The 25,106-nt window shown below is 70.3% G+C and carries 24 protein-coding genes; 15 read left to right on the forward strand and 9 right to left on the reverse strand.

Going from position 1 to position 25,106, the window contains the following annotated elements:
* Window positions 1–47: 47 nt before the first annotated feature.
* Entirely contained in the window at window positions 48–626 is a 579-nt protein-coding gene (locus ACWD5F_RS26905) for a TetR/AcrR family transcriptional regulator (protein WP_451258057.1), read from the forward strand.
* 51 nt (window positions 627–677) lie between these two features.
* On the opposite strand, the gene ACWD5F_RS26910 is transcribed toward ACWD5F_RS26905, so the two are convergent.
* The 7 genes from ACWD5F_RS26910 to ACWD5F_RS26940 form a co-directional block, all read right to left on the reverse strand.
* Window positions 678–1,880, reverse strand: a complete 1,203-nt coding sequence (locus ACWD5F_RS26910; RefSeq protein WP_451258288.1) for a TerD family protein — start codon at window positions 1,878–1,880, stop codon at window positions 678–680.
* 93 nt (window positions 1,881–1,973) lie between these two features.
* Window positions 1,974–2,963, reverse strand: coding sequence for a zinc-dependent alcohol dehydrogenase family protein (locus tag ACWD5F_RS26915; protein WP_401728010.1), 990 nt, complete (start codon window positions 2,961–2,963; stop codon window positions 1,974–1,976).
* Complete coding sequence (locus ACWD5F_RS26920; RefSeq protein WP_451258059.1) at window positions 2,960–3,808, reverse strand: carbohydrate ABC transporter permease; 849 nt, start codon at window positions 3,806–3,808, stop codon at window positions 2,960–2,962. The genes ACWD5F_RS26915 and ACWD5F_RS26920 overlap by 4 nt, the downstream gene beginning before the upstream one ends.
* Window positions 3,805–4,743: a carbohydrate ABC transporter permease gene (locus tag ACWD5F_RS26925; protein ID WP_451258061.1), complete on the reverse strand. Its 939-nt coding sequence runs from the start codon at window positions 4,741–4,743 to the stop codon at window positions 3,805–3,807. Before ACWD5F_RS26925 ends, ACWD5F_RS26920 begins: the two co-directional genes overlap by 4 nt.
* A complete protein-coding gene (locus ACWD5F_RS26930; protein ID WP_451258063.1) occupies window positions 4,740–6,113 on the reverse strand; it encodes an ABC transporter substrate-binding protein in 1,374 nt (457 codons plus the stop codon). The genes ACWD5F_RS26925 and ACWD5F_RS26930 overlap by 4 nt, the downstream gene beginning before the upstream one ends.
* 77 nt (window positions 6,114–6,190) lie before the next feature.
* Window positions 6,191–6,961, reverse strand: coding sequence for a DeoR/GlpR family DNA-binding transcription regulator (locus tag ACWD5F_RS26935; RefSeq protein ID WP_401728005.1), 771 nt, complete (start codon window positions 6,959–6,961; stop codon window positions 6,191–6,193).
* Window positions 6,962–7,234: 273 nt separating this feature from the next.
* Window positions 7,235–7,927, reverse strand: coding sequence for an O-methyltransferase (locus ACWD5F_RS26940; protein ID WP_451258066.1), 693 nt, complete (start codon window positions 7,925–7,927; stop codon window positions 7,235–7,237).
* 102 nt (window positions 7,928–8,029) lie between these two features.
* Here ACWD5F_RS26940 and ACWD5F_RS26945 point away from each other — a divergent pair, with 102 nt between their 5' ends.
* Window positions 8,030–8,665: a TetR/AcrR family transcriptional regulator gene (locus tag ACWD5F_RS26945; RefSeq protein ID WP_451258068.1), complete on the forward strand. Its 636-nt coding sequence runs from the start codon at window positions 8,030–8,032 to the stop codon at window positions 8,663–8,665.
* Between the two features lie 28 nt (window positions 8,666–8,693).
* Here ACWD5F_RS26945 and ACWD5F_RS26950 read toward each other — a convergent pair whose 3' ends face one another.
* Window positions 8,694–9,518, reverse strand: coding sequence for an NAD-dependent epimerase/dehydratase family protein (locus ACWD5F_RS26950; RefSeq protein ID WP_451258070.1), 825 nt, complete (start codon window positions 9,516–9,518; stop codon window positions 8,694–8,696).
* Window positions 9,519–9,761: 243 nt separating this feature from the next.
* Between ACWD5F_RS26950 and ACWD5F_RS26955 the strand changes: the two genes are divergently transcribed.
* Both ACWD5F_RS26955 and ACWD5F_RS26960 read left to right on the forward strand, forming a co-directional pair.
* Window positions 9,762–10,703, forward strand: coding sequence for a 5-dehydro-4-deoxyglucarate dehydratase (locus ACWD5F_RS26955; RefSeq protein WP_451258072.1), 942 nt, complete (start codon window positions 9,762–9,764; stop codon window positions 10,701–10,703).
* Window positions 10,700–11,866 carry a hypothetical protein gene (locus tag ACWD5F_RS26960; protein ID WP_451258074.1) on the forward strand — a complete coding sequence of 389 codons (1,167 nt, stop codon included), beginning with the start codon at window positions 10,700–10,702 and terminating at the stop codon, window positions 11,864–11,866. Before ACWD5F_RS26955 ends, ACWD5F_RS26960 begins: the two co-directional genes overlap by 4 nt.
* A 1-nt stretch (window position 11,867) precedes the next feature.
* Here ACWD5F_RS26960 and ACWD5F_RS26965 read toward each other — a convergent pair whose 3' ends face one another.
* Window positions 11,868–13,103: an MFS transporter gene (locus ACWD5F_RS26965; RefSeq protein WP_451258076.1), complete on the reverse strand. Its 1,236-nt coding sequence runs from the start codon at window positions 13,101–13,103 to the stop codon at window positions 11,868–11,870.
* A gap of 143 nt (window positions 13,104–13,246) precedes the next feature.
* Here ACWD5F_RS26965 and ACWD5F_RS26970 point away from each other — a divergent pair, with 143 nt between their 5' ends.
* The 11 genes from ACWD5F_RS26970 (at window position 13,247) to ACWD5F_RS27020 (ending at window position 25,092) form a co-directional block, all read left to right on the forward strand.
* Window positions 13,247–13,834: a TIGR03086 family metal-binding protein gene (locus tag ACWD5F_RS26970; RefSeq protein ID WP_451258078.1), complete on the forward strand. Its 588-nt coding sequence runs from the start codon at window positions 13,247–13,249 to the stop codon at window positions 13,832–13,834.
* 124 nt (window positions 13,835–13,958) lie between these two features.
* The gene (locus tag ACWD5F_RS26975; protein ID WP_451258080.1) at window positions 13,959–14,627 is read left to right on the forward strand and encodes a GntR family transcriptional regulator; all 669 of its coding nucleotides are present in this window, start codon (window positions 13,959–13,961) and stop codon (window positions 14,625–14,627) included.
* On the forward strand, window positions 14,624–15,532 hold the full coding sequence (locus ACWD5F_RS26980) for a dihydrodipicolinate synthase family protein (RefSeq protein WP_451258082.1): 909 nt from the start codon (window positions 14,624–14,626) through the stop codon (window positions 15,530–15,532). Before ACWD5F_RS26975 ends, ACWD5F_RS26980 begins: the two co-directional genes overlap by 4 nt.
* Window positions 15,520–17,250: an L-arabinonate dehydratase gene (gene araD, locus ACWD5F_RS26985; RefSeq protein ID WP_451258084.1), complete on the forward strand. Its 1,731-nt coding sequence runs from the start codon at window positions 15,520–15,522 to the stop codon at window positions 17,248–17,250. The genes ACWD5F_RS26980 and araD overlap by 13 nt, the downstream gene beginning before the upstream one ends.
* A 115-nt stretch (window positions 17,251–17,365) precedes the next feature.
* Entirely contained in the window at window positions 17,366–18,301 is a 936-nt protein-coding gene (locus ACWD5F_RS26990; RefSeq protein ID WP_401727990.1) for a carbohydrate ABC transporter permease, read from the forward strand.
* Window positions 18,298–19,182, forward strand: a complete 885-nt coding sequence (locus ACWD5F_RS26995) for a carbohydrate ABC transporter permease (protein ID WP_451258087.1) — start codon at window positions 18,298–18,300, stop codon at window positions 19,180–19,182. The genes ACWD5F_RS26990 and ACWD5F_RS26995 overlap by 4 nt, the downstream gene beginning before the upstream one ends.
* A 49-nt stretch (window positions 19,183–19,231) precedes the next feature.
* Window positions 19,232–20,386 carry a Gfo/Idh/MocA family protein gene (locus ACWD5F_RS27000; protein ID WP_451258089.1) on the forward strand — a complete coding sequence of 385 codons (1,155 nt, stop codon included), beginning with the start codon at window positions 19,232–19,234 and terminating at the stop codon, window positions 20,384–20,386.
* Entirely contained in the window at window positions 20,383–21,228 is an 846-nt protein-coding gene (locus ACWD5F_RS27005) for a DUF6807 domain-containing protein (RefSeq protein ID WP_451258091.1), read from the forward strand. Before ACWD5F_RS27000 ends, ACWD5F_RS27005 begins: the two co-directional genes overlap by 4 nt.
* Window positions 21,229–21,269: 41 nt before the next feature.
* Entirely contained in the window at window positions 21,270–22,778 is a 1,509-nt protein-coding gene (locus ACWD5F_RS27010; RefSeq protein ID WP_451258093.1) for a family 43 glycosylhydrolase, read from the forward strand.
* A gap of 109 nt (window positions 22,779–22,887) precedes the next feature.
* The gene (locus ACWD5F_RS27015) at window positions 22,888–24,225 is read left to right on the forward strand and encodes an ABC transporter substrate-binding protein (RefSeq protein WP_451258095.1); all 1,338 of its coding nucleotides are present in this window, start codon (window positions 22,888–22,890) and stop codon (window positions 24,223–24,225) included.
* 96 nt (window positions 24,226–24,321) lie between these two features.
* Complete coding sequence (locus tag ACWD5F_RS27020) at window positions 24,322–25,092, forward strand: rhamnogalacturonan acetylesterase (protein ID WP_451258097.1); 771 nt, start codon at window positions 24,322–24,324, stop codon at window positions 25,090–25,092.
* The last annotated feature ends 14 nt before the right edge of the window (window positions 25,093–25,106 follow it).

Below are 25,106 nucleotides of genomic sequence, written 5' to 3' on the forward strand. Positions count from 1 at the left end.
ACTCGGTAAGATACGGAGAGAGTCCCCGGTTCGCAAGGAGTATCTGGATGACGCAGGTCAGACCCATGCGCGCGGACGCACGGCGCAACTACGACCGGCTGCTGAAGGTGGCGGCCGAGGCGTTCGCCGAGCACGGGGAGAACGCGTCGCTCGACGACATCGCGAAACGCGCGGGGGTCGGCTCGGGGACCTTGTACCGCCACTTCCCGACCCGGCAGGCGCTCCTTGAGGCTGCCTACGTCGAGCGGATCCAGGCGCTCGCGTCCCGCGCGGACGAGATCGCGAAGGAACTCCCGCCGGGTGAGGCGCTGGTCGAGTGGCTGTACTGGGTCGGCCTCGGCATGATCCAGGTGCGCGGTATGAAGGCCCTGTTGGGCTCCGCGGTCACCGACGGCGGCGAGGCCGCGCTGACGGCCTGCGCGGGCTCGATGAAGGGCGCGGCGCAGCGGCTGGTCGAGGCGGCACAGCGGGAGGGAACCCTGCGCCAGGACGTCGAGCCGATCGAGATCCTGCGGCTGGCCCACGGGGTGTCCACGGCTTCCGAACTGGCCGATGGCCAGGGGAAGTTCATCCGCCGGTATCTGTCGCTGCTGACGGACGGGCTGCGGCCCGCGGCCGGGGACTGAAAAACGCCGGGCGCCCCTCGGAAGGGGCGCCCGCAGCGGTCGTAGGGCTGCTTACAGCGACTGGGCCGCCGGCTTCACCATCCCCCGTACCGTGCGCGACTTCACGAAGTTGCCCATGGCGGTCATGTCCCACTCGCCGGAGAACTGCCGGACGAGCTTCGCCATCATCACGCCGGTCTGGGCCTCGGCGTTGGTGAGGTCGAAGCGGACGAGCTCCTCGCCGGTGGCGGCGTCGATCAGGCGGCAATAGGCCTTGGCGACCTCGGTGAACTTCTGGCCGGTGAAGGAGTTGACCGTGAAGACCAGGCCGCTGACCTCCTGGGGGATGCGGCCGAGGTCGACCACGATCACCTCGTCGTCGCCACCGCCCTCGCCCGTGAGGTTGTCGCCGGAGTGCTTGATCGCGCCGTTCAGGATCGACAGCTTGCCGAAGTAGCAGCTGTCGATGTGGTTGCGCTGCGGGCCGTAGGCGATGACCGACGCGTCGAGGTCGATGTCCTTGCCGCGGTAGGCGGGCTCCCAGCCGAGGCCCATCTTGACCTGGGAGAGCAGCGGACGGCCGCCCTTGACCAGGGAGACCGTCTGGTTCTTCTGGAGGCTGACGCGGCCCTTGTCGAGGTTGATCTTGCCGGTGCCCGGGGCGGGGGCCGCGGGGGCGGGCGGTGCGGCCGGGGGCGGCGGGGTGCGGGACAGCGACGGGGCCGGCGGGGCCACCGGCGTCTGGAGCGTGGGCGTGGGCTGCGGCGGGGCGGCCGGTGCCGGCTCCTCCACCGAGACGCCGAAGTCGGTGGCGATGCCCGCGAGCCCGTTGGAGTAGCCCTGGCCGACCGCGCGGGCCTTCCACGCGCCGTTGCGCAGGTAGATCTCCACGATCACCAGCGCCGTCTCGGTGCCGAGCTGCGGGGGCGTGAACGTGGCCAGCACGGCGTTGTCGTCCGCGCCGCGGATCGTGGCCGTCGGCTCGATGCCCTGGAAGGTCTGGCCCTGGGCGTCGGGGCTGGCGGTGACCACGATCTTCTCGATGCCGGGCGGGACCGCCGCCGTGTCGACGACGATCGCGTCCGGTGCCGTACCGCCGCCCGACCGGTACGTCACACCCGGTCCGTTCGGCTGGTTGTAGAAGATGAAGTCGTCGTCCGAGCGCACCTTGCCGTCGGCGGTGAGCAGCAGGCCCGAAACGTCGAGCCGCACCGGGGCGGCGACGTCCACCGCGACGCGGGCGGTGGAGAGAGGGATGTTCGAGCCGGGGGTCATAGCTGTCATGCCGGGAGAACGAGCGAGGCCGCTTTACTGTTCCCTTACCAAGCGGCCAATCCGCCCGTTCCCCGAAAGAGCAGGTCAGTACCCCTACGGGACGACGATGATCTTCCGCCCCACCCCCGCCGCGAACTGCTCCAGCGCCTCCGGATACCGCTCCAGCGGAATTCGGTCGCTGATGAAGATCTCCGGGTCGAGGACCCCGTTCGCGAAGAGTTCCGCCGCGCGTTCGAAGCTGTGGAGCACGGCCATCGAACCCGTGATGGTGATCTCCTGGTTGTAGATGCGGTACGGGTCGATGGTCACGCGCGTCGCGTAGTCGGCCACGCCGAACTGGAGGAACGTGCCCGCCTTGGACACCCGGTCCAGGCCGTCCTGGATCGCTGCCGCGTTGCCCGTCGCGTCGATCACGACGTCCCAGCCCTGCGGTCGGTCCAGCTCGTCCGGGTTCGCCGCCGACCCCGACACCCCGAGGCGTACGGCCGTCTCCAGGCGGGCCGCGTTCAGGTCCACGACGTCCACGCTGGCCGCGCCGGTCCGCTTGGCGAGTTCCAGCATCATCAGGCCCATCGTTCCCGAGCCGTAGATCAGGACGTGCGCGCCGAGGCGTGACTTGAGGACGTCGTAGCCGCGCACCGCGCACGACAGGGGCTCCACCAGGGCCGCGTCCTGGGTGCGGACGTGCTCGGGGAGTTTCACGCAGTTCGCCACGGGTGCCACCGCGAACTGGGCGGCGCCGCCTGCCGTGGTGACGCCGATCGCGGCCCACCGTTCGCACAGGTTGTTGTGTCCGTCGCGGCAGTAACGGCACTCGTGGCAGTAGAGCGAGGGGTCGACCGCGACCCGGTCGCCGATCGCCAACTCCGTGACCTGGGTGCCGACCCCGACCACCTGGCCCGCGAACTCGTGCCCCGGCACGATCGGCAGTTTGGGCGCGAACTCGCCCTGGAGGATGTGCAGATCGGTCCCGCAGAGGCCGCACGCGGCGACCTCCACGACGACCTCGCGCGGGCCGGGTGTCGGGTCGGGGACCTCGGTGACGACGGCGCGGCCCACGGACTCGATGACGGCGGCCTTCATTTGACGGCTCCCAGCGACAGGCCCTGGACCAGCTTGTCCTGGGCGGCGAACCCCGCGGCGAGCACCGGCAGGGAGATCACGAGCGACGCGGCGCACACCTTCGCCAGGAACAGGCCCTGGCTGGTGATGAAGCCGGTCAGGAAGACGGGCGCGGTCTCCGCCACCACCCCGGTCAGGACTCGGGCGAAGAGGAGTTCGTTCCAGCTGAAGATGAAGCAGATCAGGGAGGTCGCCGCGATGCCCGGGAGGGCGATCGGGGCCACCACGCGCGTGAGGATCGTCGGCAGGCGTGCTCCGTCCACCCGCGCCGCCTCGATGATCGCCACCGGGACCTCGGCCAGGAACGACTGCATCATCCACACCGCGATCGGCAGGTTCATGGAGGTGTAGAGGATGACCAGCAGCCAGATGTTGTCCAGCATGTCGGTGTTCTTGGCGAACAGGTAGATCGGCAGCAGGCCCGCCACCACCGGCAGCATCTTCGTGGACAGGAAGAAGAACAGGACGTCCGTCCACTTCTTCACCGGCCGCAGCGACAGCGCGTACGCCGCCGGGAGCGCGAGCACCAGGACGAAGAGCGTCGAAGCCACCGACGCCACGACCGAGTTGGCCAGCGCCGGCCAGGGGCTCGCGCCGCCGCCGGTGCCGAAGAAGTCGCGGTAGCCGTCCAGGGTGAGGGAGGCGCCGAAGGCGGGCGGGTTCTTCGCCGCGTCCGTCTCCGAGTGGAAGGAGGTCAGCGCCATCCAGGCGATGGGCAGGAAGAAGACGATGCCGATGACCCAGGCGATCAGGCCGAGACCGACTCCCTTGCGGCGTGCGGAGGTTCGTACGGCGACGGAACTCATGCGCGGGACACCTCCTCGCGGAACAGGGACGACACCACGCGCAGGGCGAAGGTCGCGATGATGATCGAGCCGATGACCACCAGGACACCTGCGGCCGAGGCGAGGCCGTTCTCGTGGGCCTGGTAGAAGGTCTGGTAGACGGTGTAGGGCAGGTTGGCGGTACCCAGGCCGCCGGACGTGATGGTGAAGACCGCGTCGAAGTTCTGCACGATGTAGATCGAGCCCAGCAGGGCGCCGAGTTCGAGGTAGCGGCGCAGGTGCGGCAGCGTCAGATAGCGGAAGACCTGCCAGTCGCTCGCGCCGTCGACCCGGGCCGCCTCCATCTGCTCGTTGTCCCGGCTCTGCAGCCCTGCCAGCAGGATCAGCATCATGAACGGCGTCCACTGCCAGACCAGCGAGGCCTCCACGGCGAGCAGTGGGGTGTTGGAGATCCAGTCCGGCTGCGGCCCGCCGACGTAGTGCAACAACCCGTTCAGCAAGCCGTATTCGGGGTTGTAGAGCACGTGCTTCCACAGCAGCGCGGCGGCCACCGGGACGACCAGGAAGGGCGCGATCAGCAGCGTGCGGACGAAGCCCCGGCCGCGGAACTTGCGGTCCAGGAGCAGCGCGAGGACCAGCCCGAGGATCAGGCTGACCAGCACGACCGCGACCGTCAGCAGGACTGTCGTCCACACCGAGTGGCGCAGGTCAGGGTCGCTCAGGACCTCCTGGTAGTTGTCGACGCCGGCGAAGTGCCGGGCGTCCGGGTACAGCGCGTTCCAGTCGAAGAACGAGATGACCAGGGTCGCCACGAACGGCAGCTGGGTCACCACGATCATGAAGACCAGGGCGGGCAGCAGCGGGGCCCGGGTGGCCCAGGCGCGCAGCCGGGCGGGGGGCTGGTGGGTGGTGCGTACGGGAGTTGCGGCCAGGGGGGCCGTTGTCGTTGCGCTCATCGCCCCTCGTACTCCTTCGAGATCTTCTCGGCGAGTTTCTGGGCCTTCTTCAGGGCCGAGTCGACGGACTGGCGTCCGGCGATGGCCGCGCTGATCTCCTGGGAGACCTTGGTGCCGAGGTCGGTGAACTCCGGGATGCCGACGAACTGGATGCCGGGTGCGGGGCGCGGCTGCACCCCCGGGTCATCGGGCTTGGCGCCCTCGATGGCCTCCTTCGTCATCTCCTGGAAGGAGGCGGCGGACTTGCGGTAGTCGGCGTTCGCGTACGTCGAAGCGCGTTTGCCGGCGGGCACGTTGGGCCAGCCGCTGGTCTCGCCGACCAGTTCCTCGTACTGCTTGCTGGACGCCCAGGAGACGAACTTCCAGGCCTTGTCGGGGTTGCGGGACGCCTTCTGGATGCCCCAGGCCCAGGTGTAGAGCCAGCCCGAGGAGTCGGTCTTCTCGACCGGCGCCGGGGCGTAGCCGAGCTTGCCCTTGACGGGGGAGTCCGAGGCCTCCAGGGAGCCGGCCGCGCTGGTGGCGTCGTACCACATGGCGACCTTGCCCTGGGTCATGTTGTTCAGGCACTCGGCGAAGCCGGACTGGGCGGCGCCGGACTCGCCGTGCTTGCGGACCAGGTCGACATAGAACTTCGTCGCCTTCTCGAACTCGGGGGAGTTCAGCCGTGCCTTCCAGTCCTTGGTGAACCAGGTGCCGCCGAAGGTGTTCACGACCGTCGTGAGCGGGGCCATCACCTCGCCCCAACCGGGCAGTCCGCGCAGGCAGATGCCCTTCATGTCGGGCTCGGCGCCGTCCACCTTCGCGGCCAGGTCGGCGATCTGGGTCCAGGTGGGGTGGGCCGGCATGGTCAGGCCCTCCTTGGCGAACACGTCCTTGCGGTACATCAGGAAGGACGACTCGCCGTAGAAGGGCTGGCCGTAGAGCTTGCCGTCCTCGGCCGTGAGCGACAGCCGCATCGGCTTGAGGACGTCCTGCTCGTCGTAGCCGGGGTCCTTGGCCACGTACGAGTTCATCTCGTGCAGCCAGCCGTTCTTGGCGTAGATCGGGATCTCGTAGTTGCTGAGCGTCGCCACGTCGTACTGGCCGGCCTGGTTGGCGAAGTCCTGGCTGATCTTGTCGCGGACGTCGTTCTCCGGCAGCACGGTGAAGTTCACCTTGATGCCGGTCTCCTTGGTGAAGTGCGAGGCGGTGAGTTTCTGCAGCTCCACCATCTGCGGGTTGTTGACCATCAGGACGTTGACGGAGTTGCCGCCGGAACCGGACCCGCCTGCCCCGACCCAACAGCCGGAGAGCAGCGGGGCGAGCAGCGTCCCTGCGGCGGCCATGGCGAGCGTGGCTCGCGCGGGCCGTCGTCGGCTCTGGGTTCGCATGGATCGCTCCTGGACGTATGGGGAGAAAGAGGGTTCATCAGGGCATGGATGTGCCCTCAGGTGTGTCGGTTGGACTTTCAGACGCGGATGACCTGTGGCCCGAGCAGTGAGTAGCGGTGGGCCTCGGCCGACGGGAGCAGCGTGCTCGTGACGATCGTCTCCAGTGCGCCGATCTCCGCGAACCGGCAGAAGCTGACCGCCCCGAACTTGGTGTGCACGCCCGCGAAGACCGTGCGGCGGGACGCACGGATGGCCTGCGCCTTGACCTCGCTGACCGCGGGGTCGGGCGTGGTCAGGCCGTGTTCGCGGGAGATGCCGTTGGCGCCGATGTAGGCCAGGTCGATGACGAACCCGGCCAGCATCTTCGTGGTCCAGTGGTCGACGGTGGCGAGGGTGCCGTGCCGGACCCGGCCGCCGAGCAGCAGGACCGAGGTGTTCTCGGACTCGGCGAGCACGCCCGCGACCGGCAGGGACGCGGTGACCACGGTCAGCGGCCGCTCCCTGGGCAGTGCCTCGGCGATGAGCTGGGGGGTGAAGCCCTCGTCGACGAAGACGGTCTCGGCATCCCCGAGCAGCTCGGCCGCGGCGGCCGCGATCCGGCGCTTCTCGGGTACGTGACTGGTGGCGCGGAAGGCGAGCGTCGTCTCGAACCCGGCGCTCTCCACGGGATACGCCCCGCCGTGCGTACGGCGGACCAGGCCGTGGTCCTCCAGGGCGCGCAGATCCCGTCGTACGGTCTCCTTGGCCACGCCCAGTTCGGCGGCGAGCGCGGTGACGTCGACGGATCCGCCGGCACGCGCGGCCCGCACGATCTCCCGCTGGCGTTCTTCCGCCGTTCTCGCTTCCATGGCCGACACCTGCTCTCCACGCGCGCCTTTGCCCGTTCGGGCCCGGTGCGGCCCTTGGAGGAAGTTGTACAGCGGCATTCCACCACTGACCAGGTCTGTTGCGGGTCCGATGCTGCCCGTGTGTGCCCGTTTACCGGGCGGAGTGCCCGCCTCGGACCTGCGCGGCAGCCGCCGAGGGTGTGGGAACGGGCACGCCGACTGCCCGAACACCCGGGCGGGCGGGCCCGTTCGGTGCCCGCCCGCCGTCCAGGAGCGTCTCTTTCACGCCGTCGGTCAGAGCCGGCAGCTGATCTCCATGCCGTCCTCGACCGGAAACGTGACGCTCTCGTAGCCGTTCGCCGGATCACGTACGTGGTCGAGATACGGGCGCAGGTTCGGCAGGTCGACATCGTCGGCCACGACGAGCGTGCCGGGGCGCAGGCGCGGCTCCAGCAGGCGCAGGACGGGCAGGCACAGGTCCTTCCAGCCGTCCAGGAGCAGGAGGTCCGGGGCGGGCTCCAGGGCGCCGAGGGTGTCGCGGGCGTCGCCCGGCAGCACGGTGATCAGGTCGTCCAGGCCTGCCTCGGTGAAGGTCGCGCGGGCCGCGGCGATCTTGTCCGCGCTGAGCTCCGTGGTCACGACCCGTCCGGTGCCGTTGTCCCGTACGGCCGCGGCCAGGTACAGCGTGGAGATCCCGAAGGACATGCCGAACTCGACCACCGTGGCCGGGCGCACGGCCCGCACCAGGTTGTAGAGCAGCGTTCCGCCCACGGCGGAGATCGGCATGTAGATCCCGGCCGCCGCGTCGGCCTGCTCCTGGGGTGACAGGGACCCGAAATCGTCGGGAAGGGCCTCGCTCATGCGGGCGCCGGCGGCGTCGTCCTGCTCGGCGCCCTCGAAGAGGCGGCTGAGGACGGCCTTGACGCGGGGGTCGGCGAGGGAGTGGGCGGGGGTGGATGTGGGCGTCGTGGAGTTCGTCGGTGTCATGGGCGCTAGAGTAGACGCAACGTTGCGTCAATTCTAGAAGGAATATCCTCAGCGGGGCGATCGGCCGGTGAGGTGAGGAATCGCCAGGGTGAGGGAGGCGGGATGACATCTGTTGCGCGCGCCGAGGAGTCGGGCGGCACCGGCGGCACCGGGCGGCGGCACCACGGCAACCGGCACGGGCGCAGCGAGGAGGCCCGGCAGGCGGTGCTGGAGGCGGCCGACGACCTGCTGGTCGAGAAGGGCTTCGCGGGCGTCACGATGGAGGGCATCGCGGCGCGGGCGGGCGTGGCCAAGCAGACCCTCTACCGGTGGTGGAGCGCCAAGACGGACATCCTCATGGACGCGCTTCTCCAGGATGCCGTCGAGGATCTGACCCCGCCCCACACCGGCGACCTCGCCCGCGACCTGCGCGACTACCTGCGCCAACTGGCCTGGTTCCTGGGCGAGTCGGACCCCGGCGCCGTCTTCCGGGCGCTGATCGCGCAGGCCCAGCTGGATCCGGCGTTCGCCCGCGACTTCCGTTCCAGGTGCCTGGGCCCGCAGCGCCTCCGCGACCAAGAGGTGCTGCAACGCGCCCTGGACGCGGGCCTGTTGCCCGCCGGCCTCGACATCGAGGCGGAGACGAGCCGGCTCGTGGGTCCGCTCTACTACCGCGTCCTGGTGAGTGACGAGCCGATCGGCGAGGCGTTCACCGACGGCCTGGCCGACGCGTTCCTGCGCCGGCACGGGCCCGGCTGACGCAGGTGTTCAAGACGGCTGCGGGTGCTCAGTACGGCCAGATCGGCGGGTCGTTGACGAAGTGGCCGCCCAGGTAGGCGTGCGCCACGTTCGCCGGGTCCAGCTCGCCCTGGTCGGCGATCAGCTTCTCCGCGTACGGCTCCGAGTCGTCCTGCGGGTCGTAGCCGAGCGCCCGGGCGGTCGAAAGGTCCCACCACAGGCGGGTGTTGGCGGAGGAACCGTAGACGACGGTGTGTCCGACGTTCTCCGCGGTGAGGGCCGCGTGGAAGAGGCGGGCGCCGTCGTCCGGGCTCATCCACACCGACAGCATGCGCACGCTGGACGGCTCCGGGAAGCAGGAGCCGATGCGCACCGACACCGTCTCCAGACCGTGCCGGTCGAAGTAGAGCTGCGCGAGATCCTCGCCGAAGGACTTGGACAGACCGTAGAAGGTGTCCGGGCGGCGCGGGGTGTCGATCGGGATCAGCGCGCCCGGCTCGTGCGGCGCCTCGCCCTCGGGGCGCGGGGTGAAGCCCACCGCGTGGTTGGAGGAGGCGAAGACGATCCGCTCCACGCCCTCCTCCCGCGCGGCCTCGTACAGGTTGTAGGTCCCCTCGATGTTCGCCTTGAGGATCTTCTCGAAGGGGGCTTCCAGGGAGATCCCCGCGAGGTGGATGATCGCGTCGACGCCCCGCACCGCCTCGCGCAGGGCCGCCGTGTCGGCGAGGTCCGCGGTGATCGCGTCCGGCGCGCCCTCGACGGGGCGGACGTCGAGCAGGCGCAGTTCGTAGCCGTAGGCCGGGAGCAGCTCCCGCATCAGGGTGCCTAGTCCGCCGGCGGCGCCGGTCAGCAGAACGGTGCGGGGAGCGGGCATCCTCGGATCTCCTCGGGCGCATGTATGGACGGCATTCACATTCATGGACACGCTAAGGATCGTTCACGTGCTTCGTCAAGTGTTGCGCGGAGTCGGCGAATCCACTCTCTTTCTGCCTCTTTCCCGTTCTCGTGTTGCCCGGTTGCGCGCTTGACCGGTCCGGAGCAGGCTCCATAGTGTGACGATGTTCAGGGATGTAGACATCGATCAGAAGAACGTACGCGCCTGTCCCAGGGAGAGCCCGTGACGCCAGCCCCTCTCGCCGCTCGACTCAGCATCCCCAGCGGGCCGCTGTTCTTCCCCGTCACCGCCTACGGACCGGACGGCTCGGTCGACCTCGACGTGTACCGCGCGCATGTGCGGCGCGGGGTGGAGGCGGGGGCCGCGGCCGTGTTCGCCTGCTGCGGCACCGGCGAGTTCCACGCGCTGACACCCGAGGAGTTCGAGGCCTGTGTACGGGCCGCCGTCGAGGCCACGGACGGGCGCGTGCCGGTCGTCGCGGGCGCCGGCTACGGCACCGCGCTCGCCGTCCGCTACGCGCGTCTCGCGGCCGCGGCCGGCGCCGACGGGCTGCTCGCCATGCCGCCCTACCTCGTGGTCGCCGGCCAGGAGGGGCTGCTGCGGCACTACCGCGAGGTGGCCGCCGCGACTGACCTGCCGGTGATCGTCTACCAGCGCGACAACGCCGTGTTCACCCCGGAATCGGTGGTCGAACTGGCCCGCACGGACGGGATCATCGGCTTCAAGGACGGGCTCGGCGACCTCGACCTCATGCAGCGGATCGTGAGCACCGTACGCACCGAGGTCCCCGGCGACTTCCTCTACTTCAACGGACTGCCGACCGCCGAGCAGACCCAGCTCGCCTACCGCGGCATCGGCATCACGCTCTACTCCTCCGCCGTCTTCTGCTTCGTCCCGGAGATCGCCCTCGCCTTCCACCAGGCCCTCGCCTCGGGCGACGACGCCACCGCGAACCGCCTCCTCGACGGCTTCTACCGGCCCTTCGTCGAACTGCGCGCGCAGGGCCGCGGCTACGCCGTCTCGCTGGTCAAGGCCGGAGTGCGGATGCGCGGGCTGGATGTGGGGGAGGTCCGGCCGCCGCTGCACGAACCGGCGGAGGAACATGTGAAGCAGCTCGCCCAGCTGATCGAGCGCGGGTACGCACTCGTCGAGGAGGACATGTGAAGGCGTCGGCGTTCGTCTACCCCTGGGACGTCAACGGGGACCCGGGGGCGGCCGAGTTCATCGCCGGGCTCGGGGTACGGCAGGCGACGCTGGCCTCCGCGTACCACTCCACGCGCGCGTTGACCCCGCGCCATCCGCAGCACCGCATCGTCACCGCCGACCACGCGGCCGTGCTCTACTCGGCCGACGACCGCTGGAACGGCCGCACCCTGCGCCCGTACGCGGCAGGCGACTGGGCGCCAGGGGACGCGTACGGCGAGGCCGCCGCCGCCCTCGCGGACGCCGGCCTGGAGGTGCACACCTGGGTCGTCCTCGCGCACAACTCCCGCCTGGGCGCGGACCGTCCGGACACCTCGGTCGTCAACGCCTACGGCGACCGCTACCCCTGGGCCCCCTGCATCGCCCAGCCCGACACGCGCGCGTACCTCGTCGACCTGGCCGCCGAGGCGGCCGTCCGCCCCGGCGCGCACGGCACCGAACTCGAATCCCTCGGCTGGTACGGGCTCCAGCACCTGCACGCCCACGACAAGACCGCCGGGGTCGGCCTCGGCGACGCCGGCCAGTACCTGATGTCGCTCTGCTTCTGCCCCACCTGCCGGGAGGGCTACCAGGCCCAAGGCGGCCTGGACGCCGACGAACTGGCCGCCGCCGTACGGGAGTCGCTGGAGCCGCTGTGGCGGGGCGCGCCGGACGACGGAGGCTGGACGGGCGTCGAGAAGCTGCTCGGCGAGGAGAAGGCGGCGGCCACGCGCGCGTGGCGCGACGAACGGGCCCGCACGCTCCAGGAGGAGGCGATCACGGCGGTACGCGCCGCCGCGCCCGACGGCTTCCAAGTGCTGCTGCACGCCGACCCGGTGACGTACCACGTCGGCGCCAACGTCGGCGTCGACCCCGCGCACATCCTCTCGGTCGCCGACGGCGTGGTCGTCCCCTGCACCGGCGGTGCGGGCCTGCTGACCTCGTTCGCCGAGCAGGGCCGCGAGGGCGCGGTGATCGCCGCGAACTTCACCGTCGTGTCGGGCATGGGCGGCAGCCCGGGGACGCTCGCCGCGGACGCGGCACGGGCGGAGGAGCTGGGGGCCACGGAACTGCGGCTCTATCACGCGGGGTTGGGATCGGACGCGGACCTGGAGGCCGTGCGGTCGGTGCTCGGCGGGTCCTGAGTCAGGTGGTCGCCGACGTCCGGAGGTGACCTGAGACATCCTCCTTCGGCGTTCGTCGGGTGCGGGCCAGACAGCCGGCCGTCGTCAGCAGCGTCACGCCCAGGATCACCAACACCAGCCGGTGGTCGGTCACTTCGACCACCGCCGCGCCCAGCGCCAGCCCGAGCACGTTCGGCGTGAACATCAGGGTGTTGGCGGTCGCGGTCGTGCGGCCCAGCAGGGCGTCCGGTGTCTCGCGCTGTACGAGGGTCAGCGCGGCGATCAGGACGCAGGGCAGACCCACCCCGCTCATCGCGCCGGACGCGAGGGCCACCGGATCGGCCGGGACGGCCCGGACCGCCACCGCGAGCCCCGTGAGGGCGATGCCGGCCGCCGCGAACCGGCGCTCGCCGAGCCGGCGCATGAGCGGCCCGCCGACCAGCCCCACGGCGACCGATCCCGCGCCCTGGACGGCGTACAGGACACCGGCGTAGGAAGGCGGCCGGCCGAGGCTGTCGATGACGGCGTAGAGGAGTGACCCGCTCAGGCCCGCGCAGAACATCGTGGTGCCGGCCGCCAGGACCAGGGGGCGCAGCCGGGGGTGCGCCCAGAGGTGGCGGGCGCCCTCGGCGGTGCGGGCGCGCCAGTCGGTGGTGGGGCGGCGAGGTTTCTCCTCGCGGACCGGCACGAGCGCGTACACGCCCGTGGCCAGGACGAACGTGAGCGCGTCGAGGAGGGCGACGGCCGGGCCGCCGCACACCGCGAACAGGCCCGCGCCGGCCAGCGGGGCGACCAGCTTCATGCCCTCGTTCGCCGTCATGCGCAGGCCGTTGAAGTCGCCGAGCAGGGACGGGGCGACCGCGGCGGTCACGAGTGCCGACTCCGCCGCGTCATGGACGACGCCCGTGGCGCCGTACACGAACAGGACCGTGTAGAGCAGCCACAGACGGCCGGGGGAGTCGACGGCGAAAAGGGTGGGCAGGAGGGCTGCCAGGAGGAGGTTCGCGCCGATCAGCAGGGGTTTGCGGCGGGTGCGGTCGGCGAGCGTGCCGAGCAGGGGCCCGGCGAGGGTGGGCAGCCACATGGCGACCAGGCAGAGCGCGGCCAGTCCGTCCGAGCCGGTCAGTTCCTTGACCCACACGCCCGACACCAGCCACAGCGCGGAGGTGCCGAACCCGGAGACCACGACCCCGGCCAGGTACAGCCCCGCGGCCCGGTCGCGCAGGACCCGTGTCACCGTCCATCTCGATGTCGTCATGCCTGGTCATCGTGGGCCTAAGGGGCCGGGGGCGGGATCGGGCACGTGCCCTATCCGCAGGGGTGGTGGCGTGGGGCGCGATGAGTTTCGGGGCCGGGGCCGGTCCACCCTCACGAAGAACCGTGAACCGTGAGGAGCAGCCCATGACCGACCACCCCCTCGACCTCGGACCGCAGGCTCGCGTGATCGCCCGGCTCGCCGAGGGTGTCACCGACGGACAGCTGGCGGACCGGACGCCCTGTCCGGAGAGCGCTGTGCGCAACATCCTGGGCCACCTCACCGGGCTGTCCGTCGCCTTCCGCGACGCCGGCCGCAAGGAGCTGGGCGCCACGACCGACACCAACCCGAACGACGCCGTGCCGGACATCGGGCCCGGCTGGCGCCAGGAGTTGCCCAAGGTGCTCGACGAACTCGCCGACGCCTGGCGCGACCCGGCCGCGTGGACCGGTATGACCCGCGCGGGCGGCCTCGACCTGCCGGGCGAGATCGCCGGTGCCGTCGCCGTCGACGAACTGGTCATCCACGGCTGGGACCTGGCCCGCGCCACCGGTCAGCCGTACGAACCCGACCCGGCCGCGCTCCGGGTCGCGCACGACTTCCTGCTCGCCGCGGCCGAGGACCCGAGCCGGGGCGGCGGCATCTTCGGCCCGGTGGTCCCGGTACCGGCGGACGCGCCCCTGCTGGACCGCGCGGTGGGTCTCAGCGGACGGAACCCGGGCTGGGAGCGCTGAACCTGGGCAATCCCAACTTCCTTTGTCCGAAGCATTGACGAACCATGCGCCCGCTCCTACTTTCAACGCGTCGTACTTCGTACGTCATATATGAGACGCGATATGTGAGATCCGAGAGGCGCGCATGACCTCTGTGCCCATGCCGATTCCGTCCCGCACGCAGTTCGTGCTGGACGCGATCAAACACCGCATCCTCACCGGGCAGTTGACGCCCGGTCAGGCCCTGGTCGAGACCGAGCTGGCCGCGTCGTTCGGGGTGTCCAAGACCCCGGTGCGCGAGGCGCTCAAGACCCTGGCCGGTACCGGGCTGGTCGTGATGAACCAGTACAAGGGCGTCACGGTGCGCATGGTGGACGCGGACATGGCGCGCGAGGTCTACGACGTACGGCTGCTGCTCGAACCCGAGGCGCTGAAGCGGTCGGTGCTCCGCGGGGCCTCACTGGCCGCCGCGCGCGATGCCCTCACCAAGGCCGACGACGCCTCCGACACCGCCGAACGCTCCCTCGCCAACCGGGAGTTCCACCGCGCGCTCTACCTGCCGTGCGGCAACCCGCTGCTCGGCCGGATGCTCGACGAGGTCCGCGACCAGGCCGCCCTCGTCTCCGCCGTCGCCTGGGCCGCCTCGCCCTCCTGGGAGCGGGAGGCCGGCGAGCACCGCGAGATCCTGCGGCTCGCCCTCGACGGCGACGCGGACGGCGCGGCGACCGCGCTGCACGCCCACATCGAGTCGTTCGTGCAACGGGCCTTCCCCGACGCGGAGTCGGGGTCCCAGGGAGAGGACGGGCGGGCATGACGGCGGCCTTCGAGACCCGACGGGCGGCCCTGGCCGACGTGGTGGCGATCCCGGTGACCCCCTTCGCCGCGGACGGCACGGTCGACCAGGACGCCCACCGGGCCCTGCTGCGCCGCCTGCTCGACGGCGGGGTCCGCACCCTCACGCCCAACGGGAACACCGGCGAGTTCTACGCCCTGACCCCCCAAGAGCGGCAGCTCGTCACCGAGTTGACCATCGACGAGGCGGGCGATCGGGCCGCGGTCCTCGTCGGCGTCGGCCACGACGTGCCCACCGCCGTCGCCGCCGCGCGGCACGCCCAGGAGCGCGGCGCCCGGATGGTGATGGTCCATCAGCCCGTCCACCCGTACGTCTCCCAGGGCGGCTGGGTCGACTACCACCGCGCCATCGCCGAGGCCGTGCCCGACCTGGGCGTCGTCCCGTACATCCGCAACGCCCAACTGCCCGGCGCCCGCCTCGCCGAACTCGCCGACGACTGCCCGAACGTCATCGGCGTCAAGTACGCCGTCCCCGACGCTGCCCGCTTCGCCGCCTTCGCCCGGGACGCGGGGCTCGAACGCTTCGTGTGGGTGGCCGGGTTGGCCGAACCGTACGCGCCCTCCTACTTCTCGGCGGGCGCCACCGGCTTCACCTCGGGGCTCGTGAACGTCGCCCCGGCCGTTTCGCTGAACATGATCGAAGCGCTTCGATCAGGGGACTACCCCGGGGCGATGAAGGTGTGGGAGCAGATCCGCCGGTTCGAGGAACTGCGTGCGGAGAACGGCTCCGCCAACAACGTCACGATCGTCAAGGAAGCGCTTGCGTCCCTCGGTCTGTGCCGCCGTGACGTACGGCCGCCCAGCAGGCCCCTGCCGGAGAGCGAGCGCGCCGAGGTCGCCGAGATAGCCGCCGGATGGTCCGTATGAAGGCACCGGAAGAGCTCAGAAGCCACCAGTGGTACGGCACCGACGGGCTGCGCTCCTTCAGCCACCGGGCCCGCACCCGCCAGCTCGGCTACCTCCCCGAGGAGCACCTCGGCAAGCCCGTCATCGCGATCCTCAACACCTGGTCGGACATCAATCCCTGCCATGTGCACCTCCGTGATCGCGCACAGGCCGTGAAGCGCGGGGTGTGGCAGGCCGGCGGATTCCCCCTGGAGTTCCCGGTCTCGACCCTCAGCGAGACCTTCCAGAAGCCGACCCCGATGCTCTACCGCAACCTCCTCGCGATGGAGACCGAGGAGCTGCTGCGGTCGTATCCCGTCGACGGTGCCGTGCTCATGGGCGGCTGCGACAAGTCGACCCCCGCGCTGCTCATGGGCGCCGCGAGCGTCGACCTGCCGGCCGTCTTCGTGCCGGCCGGGCCGATGCTGCCGGGGCACTGGCGGGGCGAGGTGCTCGGTTCCGGCACCGACATGTGGAAGTACTGGGACGACAAGCGCGCAGGACTCATCGGCGACTGCGAGATGACCGAACTGGAGAGCGGCCTGGCCCGCTCGCCCGGCCACTGCATGACGATGGGTACGGCGTCCACGCTCACCGCCGCCGCCGAGGCGCTCGGCGTCACGGTCCCGGGCGCGTCCAGCATCCCGGCCGTCGACTCCGGGCACGACCGGATGGCCGCCGCCGCGGGCCTCCGTATCGTCGAATTGGTCCACCGGGACCGGAAGTTGAGCGACATCCTCACCGCGGACGCCTACGCGGACGCCGTCACCACCGTGCTCGGCCTCGGCGGCTCCACCAACGCCGTGATCCACCTGATCGCCATGGCGGGCCGGTCCGGCGTCCGGCTCACCCTCGACGACTTCGACCGGGTCGCCCGCACGGTGCCGGTCCTTGCCAACGTGCGGCCCGGTGGACGGACGTACCTCATGGAGGACTTCCACTTCGCCGGCGGGCTGCCCGGGTTCCTCTCCCGGATCACGGACCTGCTCCACCTGGACCGGCCGACGGTCTCGCACGACACCCTGCGGGAGCAGCTCGACGGCGCGCAGGTGCACGACGACGACGTCATCCGGCCGCGCGACAACCCGGTCGCGAGCGAGGGCGGGGTGGCCGTGCTGCGCGGCAACCTCTGCCCGGACGGCGCCGTCATCAAGCACATCGCCGCCGAGCCGCACCTGCTCAAGCACACCGGCCCCGCGGTCGTCTTCGACGACTACCGCACCCTGCAACGCACTATCAACGAGCCGGAGTTGGGCATCACCGCCGACAGCGTGCTGGTGCTGCGCGGCTCCGGTCCCAAGGGCGGCCCCGGCATGCCCGAGTACGGCATGCTGCCGATCCCCGACCACCTGCTCAAGCAGGGGGTGCGGGACATGGTCCGGATCTCCGACGCCCGGATGAGCGGCACGAGTTACGGCACCTGCGTGCTGCACGTGGCGCCCGAGTCGCACGTCGGCGGACCGCTCGCCCTGGTCCGCACCGGGGACAGCATCACGCTGGACGTCGAGGGCCGCAGCCTCCAACTCAACGTGGACGAGGAGGAGTTGGCGCGGCGCCGGGCGGAGTGGACACCGCCGCCCGCACGGTACGAGCGCGGCTACGGCGCGCTCTACAACGAACAGATCACCCAGGCCGACACCGGCTGCGACTTCGAGTTCCTGGCCCGGCCGGGCGACGTGCCGGACCCGTACGCCGGTTGAGCACCGCACCTCCCGCACGCCCGCTCCGCACGCCCGTCGAGCAAGCGCTTCCTGCACCCGAACCACACCCGCACCCGCACCTGCTGCACCCGCCCCACTGGAACGGAGAACAGTCATGGCCCAAGCCGCAGCCGTGGCGAAACCGCCCGCGCCACCCCGGCGACGCCGTGCCTCCGCCACGCCCCGCAGGCTGCCCTACCTGCTGATCGCCCCGGCGGCGCTGCTGATGCTGGGCTTCATCGCCTACCCGGTGATCAGCGTCTTCTACTACAGCCTGCAGAACTACAACCCCACCAAGCCGTGGCGCAACGGCTACGCGGGCTTCGACAACTTCGTGCACGCCTTCACCGACGACCCGCAGTTCTGGGACACCCTGACCTTCAGCGCCAAATGGGTGATCGTCGAGGTGGGACTGCAACTGCTCTTCGGTCTGGCGCTCGCGCTGATCGTCAACCAGACCTTCGTCGGACGGGCCGTCGGCCGCGCGCTGGTGTTCTCCCCGTGGGCCGTCTCCGGCGTGCTGACCTCCGCGATCTGGGTGCTGCTCTACAACTCCCAGACGGGCGTGACCCGTTACCTCGCGGACCTGGGCATCGGCTCGTACGGCACCAGTTGGCTGTCGGACACCTCAACGGTCTTCCCGGCAGCCATAGTCGCCGATCTGTGGCGCGGGGTCCCCTTCTTCGCGATCCTCATCCTCGCCGACCTCCAGTCCGTCTCGAAGGACCTGTACGAGGCCGCCGAGGTCGACGGGGCGCGCCGCCTCCAGCAGTTCTGGCACATCACACTGCCCCACCTCAAGGACGCCATCGTGCTGTCGACACTGCTGCGCGCGGTGTGGGAGTTCAACAACGTCGACCTGCTCTACACCCTCACCGGCGGCGGACCGGCCGGCGAGACCACGACCCTCCCCCTCTACATCGCCAACACCAGCGTGGACGCCCACAACTTCGGCTACGCCTCGGCCCTGACCACGGTCGCGTTCGTGATCCTGCTCTTCTGCTCGATCGTCTATCTGCGGCTGAGCAAGTTCGGAGGTGGTGAGAAGTGATCACCGAGATCGCACCCGCTCCCGAGCGAGTCGAGCCCCCGCCCACCGACACACGCGGCAGGCGCCGCGCCTGGGACGAGGCACCCCGCTGGCAGATCTACGTCCCCCTGTCGATCTACCTCGTCTTCACCTTGATCCCCTTCTACTGGATCCTCCTCTTCGCCCTGCGCCCGGCCGGCTCGACCTCGCTGGTGCCCTGGCCGATGACCTTCGAGCACTTCGAAAAGGTCTGGAACGAGCGGGCGTTCGGCACCTACTTCCAGAACAGCGTGCTGGTCGGCGTCTCCACGCTGGTGATGACGACCCTGGTCGCCCTCGCCGGCGGATACGCCCTCGCCCGGTTCGACTTCCGGATCAAGCGGACCTTCATGCTCGCGCTGCTGTGCACCCAGTTCGTGCCGGGCGCGCTGCTGCTGGTCCCGCTCTTCGAGATCTTCGCCAACCTGCGGATGATCAACTCGCTGTCCAGCGTGGTCATCGCCGAGACCGTCTTCCAGCTGCCGCTGTCGATGATCCTCATCAGCGGGTTCATCCGGAACGTGCCCTACTCCCTGGAGGAGGCCGCCTGGGTCGACGGCTGCAACCGCTTCACCGCCTTCCGGATCGTCGTACTCCCGCTGCTGCGGCCCGGGTTGATCGCCGTCGGCTCCTTCGCCTTCGTGCACGCCTGGAACCACTTCCTGTTCGCCCTGATGTTCCTCTCCGACCAGGGCAAGCAGACGATCCCGGTCGGGCTCAACACCCTGATGAGCGCGGACAGCGTCGACCTCGGCGCGCTCGCCGCGGGCGGCATCATCGCGGCCGTACCCGTCGTGCTGGTGTTCGCCTTCATCCAGAAGTGGCTGATCACCGGCTTCAGCGCGGGGGCGGTGAAGGGATGAGCCGACGACCTACCCTGCACACAAAGATCGACAGCGCAGGGAGAATCCCATGAGCAGCATCCCCGTTCCCGTCGTTCTCGCGGGTGCGCGCGGCCACGGCCGCTGGCACGTCGAGAACATCCGCAGGCTCCAGGACAAGGGGCTCGTACGGCTCGTGGGGATCTGCGAGCTGACACCGCTGACCGAGGAGGAGCTCGGGGGTGGGTTCGGGGGTGAACCGCCCGAGCAGTCCGCCGACTTCGCCGCTCTGCTCGACTCCACCGGTGCCCGCGTCGCCGTGATCTGCACGCCGATCCCCACCCACACCGACCTGGCCCTGATCGCGGCCGAGCGGGGCGTGCACCTGCTCCTGGAGAAGCCGCCCGCGCCGTCGTACGCCGAGTTCCGGCGGATGGCGGACGGGGTCGCCGCGGCCGGCACGGTCTGCCAGATCGGCTTCCAGTCGCTGGGCTCGCACGCCGTGCCCGCGATCCGCAAGCTGCTCGCCGAAGGCGCGATCGGAGAGGTCGTGGGCGTCGGCGGAGCCGGGGCCTGGGCGCGTGCGGAGTCGTATTACCGCCGGGCGCCCTGGGCCGGGAAGCGGCGCCTTAACGGCGTCGACGTGGTGGACGGGGTGCTCACCAACCCTCTCGCGCACGCCGTCGCCACCGGGCTCGCCCTGCTCGGCACCACCCGCGCCGAGGACGTCACCGGCATCGAGACCGAGCTGCTGCGCGCCAACGACATCGAGTCCGACGACACGTCGTGCGTCCGCGTGAACACCGCGCGCGGCCCGGTCACCGTCGCCGCGACCCTGTGCGCCGAGGAGTCTGGAGAGCCGTACGTCGTGGTGCACGGCAGCGGTGGTCGGATCACCTACTGGTACAAGCTCGACCGGGTGCTGGTGCAGCGGGCCGACCACGGTCCGCAGGAGAGCGAGTACGGCAGCACCGACCTGCTGGAGAACCTGGTCGACCACCTCACCACCGGCGCCGCCCTGCTGGTCGAGCCGGATGAGACGGGCGCCTTCATGAAGGTCGTCGAGGCGATCCGGCTGGCCGCCGATCCGGCCCAACTGCCCTCCGACGCCTGGTACTTCCTGCCCGACGAGGAGCGCCGGGCGGTGCGCGGCATCGACGGCCTGGTCGCCGCCTCGGCCGAGTCCCTCGCCCTCTACTCCGAGCTGGGCGCCTCCTGGGCGCCACCGAAAGAGGTGAGCACATGACGACCGACGACACCCTGGTCCTGCGCGTCGCGGGCCGCCCGGTCGGCCGCTACGTCACCCGCCCCGAACTGCCGATCGGCCTTGCCCCGCGCCCCTATCTGCACCCCGTCACCACCCTGGCCGGCGCGGCGGTCACCGAACTGAGTCCGGCCGACCATCTTCACCACCTCGGCGTCGGTGTCGCCGTTCCCGACGTCGAGGGGCACAACTTCTGGGGCGGACGCACCTACGTCCGCGACCGGGGCCCGACCGAGCTCGCCGACCACGGCACCCAGCGCCACGCCTCCTTCCAGCTCCGCGACCCCGACGGCTTCATCGAGGAACTGCGCTGGATCGCCGAGGGTGTCGAGTTACTGCGCGAGCGCCGCACCGTCGCCGCCGTCGAACTCACCGACTCCGCCTGGGCGTTGGACTTCACCTTCTCCCTCACCAACGTCACCCCGGGCCCGCTGTCGATCGGCAGCCCCGCCACCAACGGCCGCCCCGGCGCGGCCTACGGCGGCTTCTTCTGGCGGGCCCGCAAGGAACCCACCGCCCCCGACGTCTTCACCGCCGACCACGAGGGCGAGCCGGAGGTCCACGGCACCCGCGCCGACTGGCTCGCCCTCGCGGGGGCCGGCTGGACGCTGATCTTCGCCGGCGCCACCGAGCCGACCCGCCGCGACCCGTGGTTCGTCCGCACCGCCGAATACCCGGGCGTCGGCTCGTCGTTGGCGCACACCGAACGGCTCCCGGTCCCGCCCGGCGAGACCGTCGTACGCCGGATCGTCACCGTCGTCGCGGACGGCCGCCCGGACCGGGCCGACGCCGCCGCGCTGGTCCGCAAGGCGGTGAGCCAATGACCCCGGAGCCGATTACCCCGGAGCCAGCGACCTCGGAGCCGATGACTTCTGAGACGTACACCAACCCCGTCCTGAACGCCGACTGGTCCGACCCCGACGTGATCCACGTCGGCGACGACTTCTACCTCACCGCCTCCAGCTTCGGCCGCGTCCCCGGACTGCCCCTCCTGCACTCCAGCGACCTCGTCAACTGGACACTGATCGGCCACGCCCTCGAACGCCTCGAACCCACCCGGGAGTTCAGGACACCCCGGCCGGACGGCGGAGTCTGGGCGCCCTCCCTCCGGCACCACGAGGACCGCTTCTGGATCTTCTGGGGCGACCCCGACCACGGCATCTTCCAGATCAACGCCCACGAGATCAGGGGCCCTTGGACCCGCCCCCACCTCCTGAAGGCGGGCCGCGGACTCATCGACCCCTGCCCGCTGTGGGACGAGGAGACCGGCGAGGCGTACCTGGTGCACGCCTGGGCCAAGTCCCGCTCGGGCATCAAGAACCGGCTCACCGGCCACCGCATGCGCCCCGACGGCACCGAACTCCTCGACGAGGGAAAGGTGATCGTCGACGGCGACCGGATCCCCGGCTGGTTCACCCTCGAAGGCCCCAAGCTCCACCGGCACGACGGCTGGTTCTGGATCCTGGCGCCCGCCGGAGGAGTGGAGACCGGCTGGCAGGGCGCCCTGCGCGCACGGGACTTCTTCGGACCGTACGAGGCGAAGGTCGTCCTGGAGCAGGGGGACACCGACGTCAACGGCCCGCACCAGGGCGGCTGGGTGCGGACGCCGTCCGGCGAGGACTGGTTCCTGCACTTCCAACAGCGCGGCGCCTACGGGCGGGTCGTCCACCTCCAGCCGATGCGGTGGGGCGAGGACGGCTGGCCGGTGCTGGGCAACGACGGCGCGCCCGTCGCCGTACACCGGCGCCCCGACCTCCCACCTCAACCACCCACCGCACCCGCCACCGACGACGACTTCCCCGGCGGTCGCTTCGGCCGGCAGTGGCAGTGGACCGCCAACCCGCAACCGGGGTGGGCCACCCAGCACTCCGGTGACGGCCTGCGGCTGGCCTGCGTGCGCACGGCCGACGCGCACGACCTGCGCAAGGTGCCGAACCTGCTCACCCAGCGGCTGCCCGGCACGCCGTCCGCCGTCGAGGTCGAACTGCGGCTGCACAGCGAGGAGTCGGGCGCGCGCGCCGGACTCGCGGTGCTCGGCGACGCGTTCGGCTGGATCGGGCTCCAGCGGGGCGAGGACGGGGCGGTCCACGTCGTGCACCGGTTCGCCGAGGAGGTCGCCGAGCGGGAGCGCGATGCCGCTCACGCACAGCTCGCGCCGGAGGGACGCGTCCGGCTGCGGATCGAGATCGGCGCGCAGGCGCGCTGCCGGTTCTTCTACGACATCGGTGACGGCCCGCGACCTTCAGGGCCCGTCTTCGCCGCCACCCCCTGGCGCTGGATCGGCGCCCTGTTGGGGCTCTTCGCCCTCGCGCCCACCGGCGGCGGCCACGCCGGTGCGGCAACCTTCGCGCACTTCAGGATCGACTCCTTGTAATCCCTTACAACCCACCGCCCTCGTAGTCCTGTTGGGAGCCGCAATGACGCAGCACCTGCATGGCAAGCGCTTGCCCAGTCCGCCACCTCCTCAAGAAGAGAGCCGACCGATGAAGTTCAGCATCCGCAGAAGCAGGCGCCTCGCCCTCGCCGTCACCCTGGGTTCCGTGCTCGCGCTGACCGCCACCGCCTGCGGTGACGACGGCAGCGGGAGCGCGGGGGACAAGGGCGACGAGGGCTCCGGCAAGGGCGAGATCACCTTCTGGGACAACAACGGCGGTGTCCGCACCGACATATGGAAGGAGATCATCGCCGACTTCGAGAAGAAGAACCCGGACATCAAGGTCAAGTACGTCGGCATCCCCGCCGCCAGTGCCCAGTCCAAGTACGACACCGCCATCCAGGGCGGCGGCCTGCCCGACGTCGGCGGGGTGGGCACCGCGATGCTCGCCGAGGTCGCGGTGCAGGGCGCGTTGGAGCCGCTGGACAGCCGGCTGGCGAAGAGTCCGTTGAAGGGCAAGCTGAGCCAGAACCTCGTGGACGGCAGCCGGGCCGCGGGCGGCGGCGACAAGCTGTACCAGATCCCGACCTCGTCCAACAACGGGACGCTGTGGTACCGGACGGACCTGTTCAAGAACGCCGGACTGGAGGCGCCGACGACCTGGTCGAACTTCTACGCCGCCGCCGACAAGCTCACGGACAAGGGCAAGAACGAGTTCGGGTTCACCATTCGCGGCGGCGAGGGCTCCATCGCGCCGGCCCTGGACGCGGCGTACGGCCAGAGCGGGATCACTTCGTTCTGGAACGGTGACAAGACGACGGTCAACGACCCCAAGAACGTTGCCGCCTTGGAGAAGTACGTCGCGCTGTACAAGAAGGACACGCCGTCCGCCGACGTCAACAACGACTTCACCAAGATGGTCGCGCAGTGGGACAGCGGCACGATCGGGATGCTGAGCCACAACCTCGGGTCGTACCAGGACCACTTGAAGGCGCTGGGCGCGGACAAGTTCCGCGGGCTGCCCAATCCGACGCAGGACGACGGCAGTCGGGTGCAGATCTCGAACCCCGTCGACGGGTTGAGCGTGTTCAAGTCCAGCAAGAACAAGGCGGCTTCCTGGAAGTTCGTCGAGTTCGCCCTCTCGCACGAGGAGAACTCCAAGTTCAACGAGTCGGCGGGGCAGATACCGGCCAACACGGAGGCTGCGCAGGACGCGTGGATCCAGTCGGCGGAGCCCACGAAGCTGGCGGCGGAGGCGTTGAACGGCAACGGGACGAAGATTGTGCAGCTGCCGTATTACCTGCCGGACTGGAACACGATCTCCAAGGCCGACAACGAGCCGAACTATCAGAAGGTGTTGCTCGGGAAGATGACGGCGAAGGAGTTTCTGGACACGTTGGCCGAGCAGTTGAACGCGGCGCAGGTGGATTGGAAGAAGAACCACTGAGGGTGTGGGTGGTTTCGGTTTGTGGGGGACTGCGGGTCCGTTGTGGCTGGTCGCGCAGTTCCCCGCGCCCCTAAGAGGTTGGGAAGGTGGACGGTCTTGGTAGTTGGCCGTAGGCAGCTTGGCGTTGCCGCTCTTGGTGCCGTTCCTCTCATCGGGCGGCGGCCGGAGCGGGAACGGACTCTCTATATCGCCGGTGATTCCACCGCTGCTCAGAAATTCGCTGACGCCGCGCCTGAGACCGGGTGGGGGATGGCCCTGCCGTTCTTTCTCCGGAAGAACGTGGCCGTTGCCAATCACGCCGTGAACGGGCGTAGTTCGAAGAGTTTTGTCGATGAGGGTCGGCTTGATGCGATTCTTTCGGTGATTCGGCGGGGGGATCTCCTGCTCGTCCAGTTCGCGCACAACGACGAGAAGAGTGACGATCCCACCCGCTACACCGAGCCGTGGTCCACGTATCAGGACTATCTGCGGCTCTACATCGAGGGGGCTCGGGCGAAAGGTGCCCGGCCCGTCCTCGCCACTCCCGTCGAGCGTCGGCGGTTCGATGCCGGCGGGAATGCTCTGCCGACCCACGGCGAGTATCCGGCGGCCATGCGCGCGCTCGCTGTCGCGGAACGGGTTCCGTTGCTCGACATCGAGGCGCTGTCGCTCGCGCTCTGGCAGGCGCTCGGGGTCGAGGCGACGAAGAGCTACTTCAACTGGACCGACACCGAGCAGGACAACACGCACTTCAATCCGCCGGGGGCCATCGCCGTGGCGCGGCTCGTGGCGCGGGAGTCGGTGCGTAAGCGAGTGCTGGCCCGGCGCGATGTCGTCCGGCTGGACGAGGACATTCCCGCTTTCTGGATCACTTGGCCACCCGCATAGCTGAGGAGACCCGC

This window comes from Streptomyces sp. NPDC002499 (genome assembly GCF_053595415.1).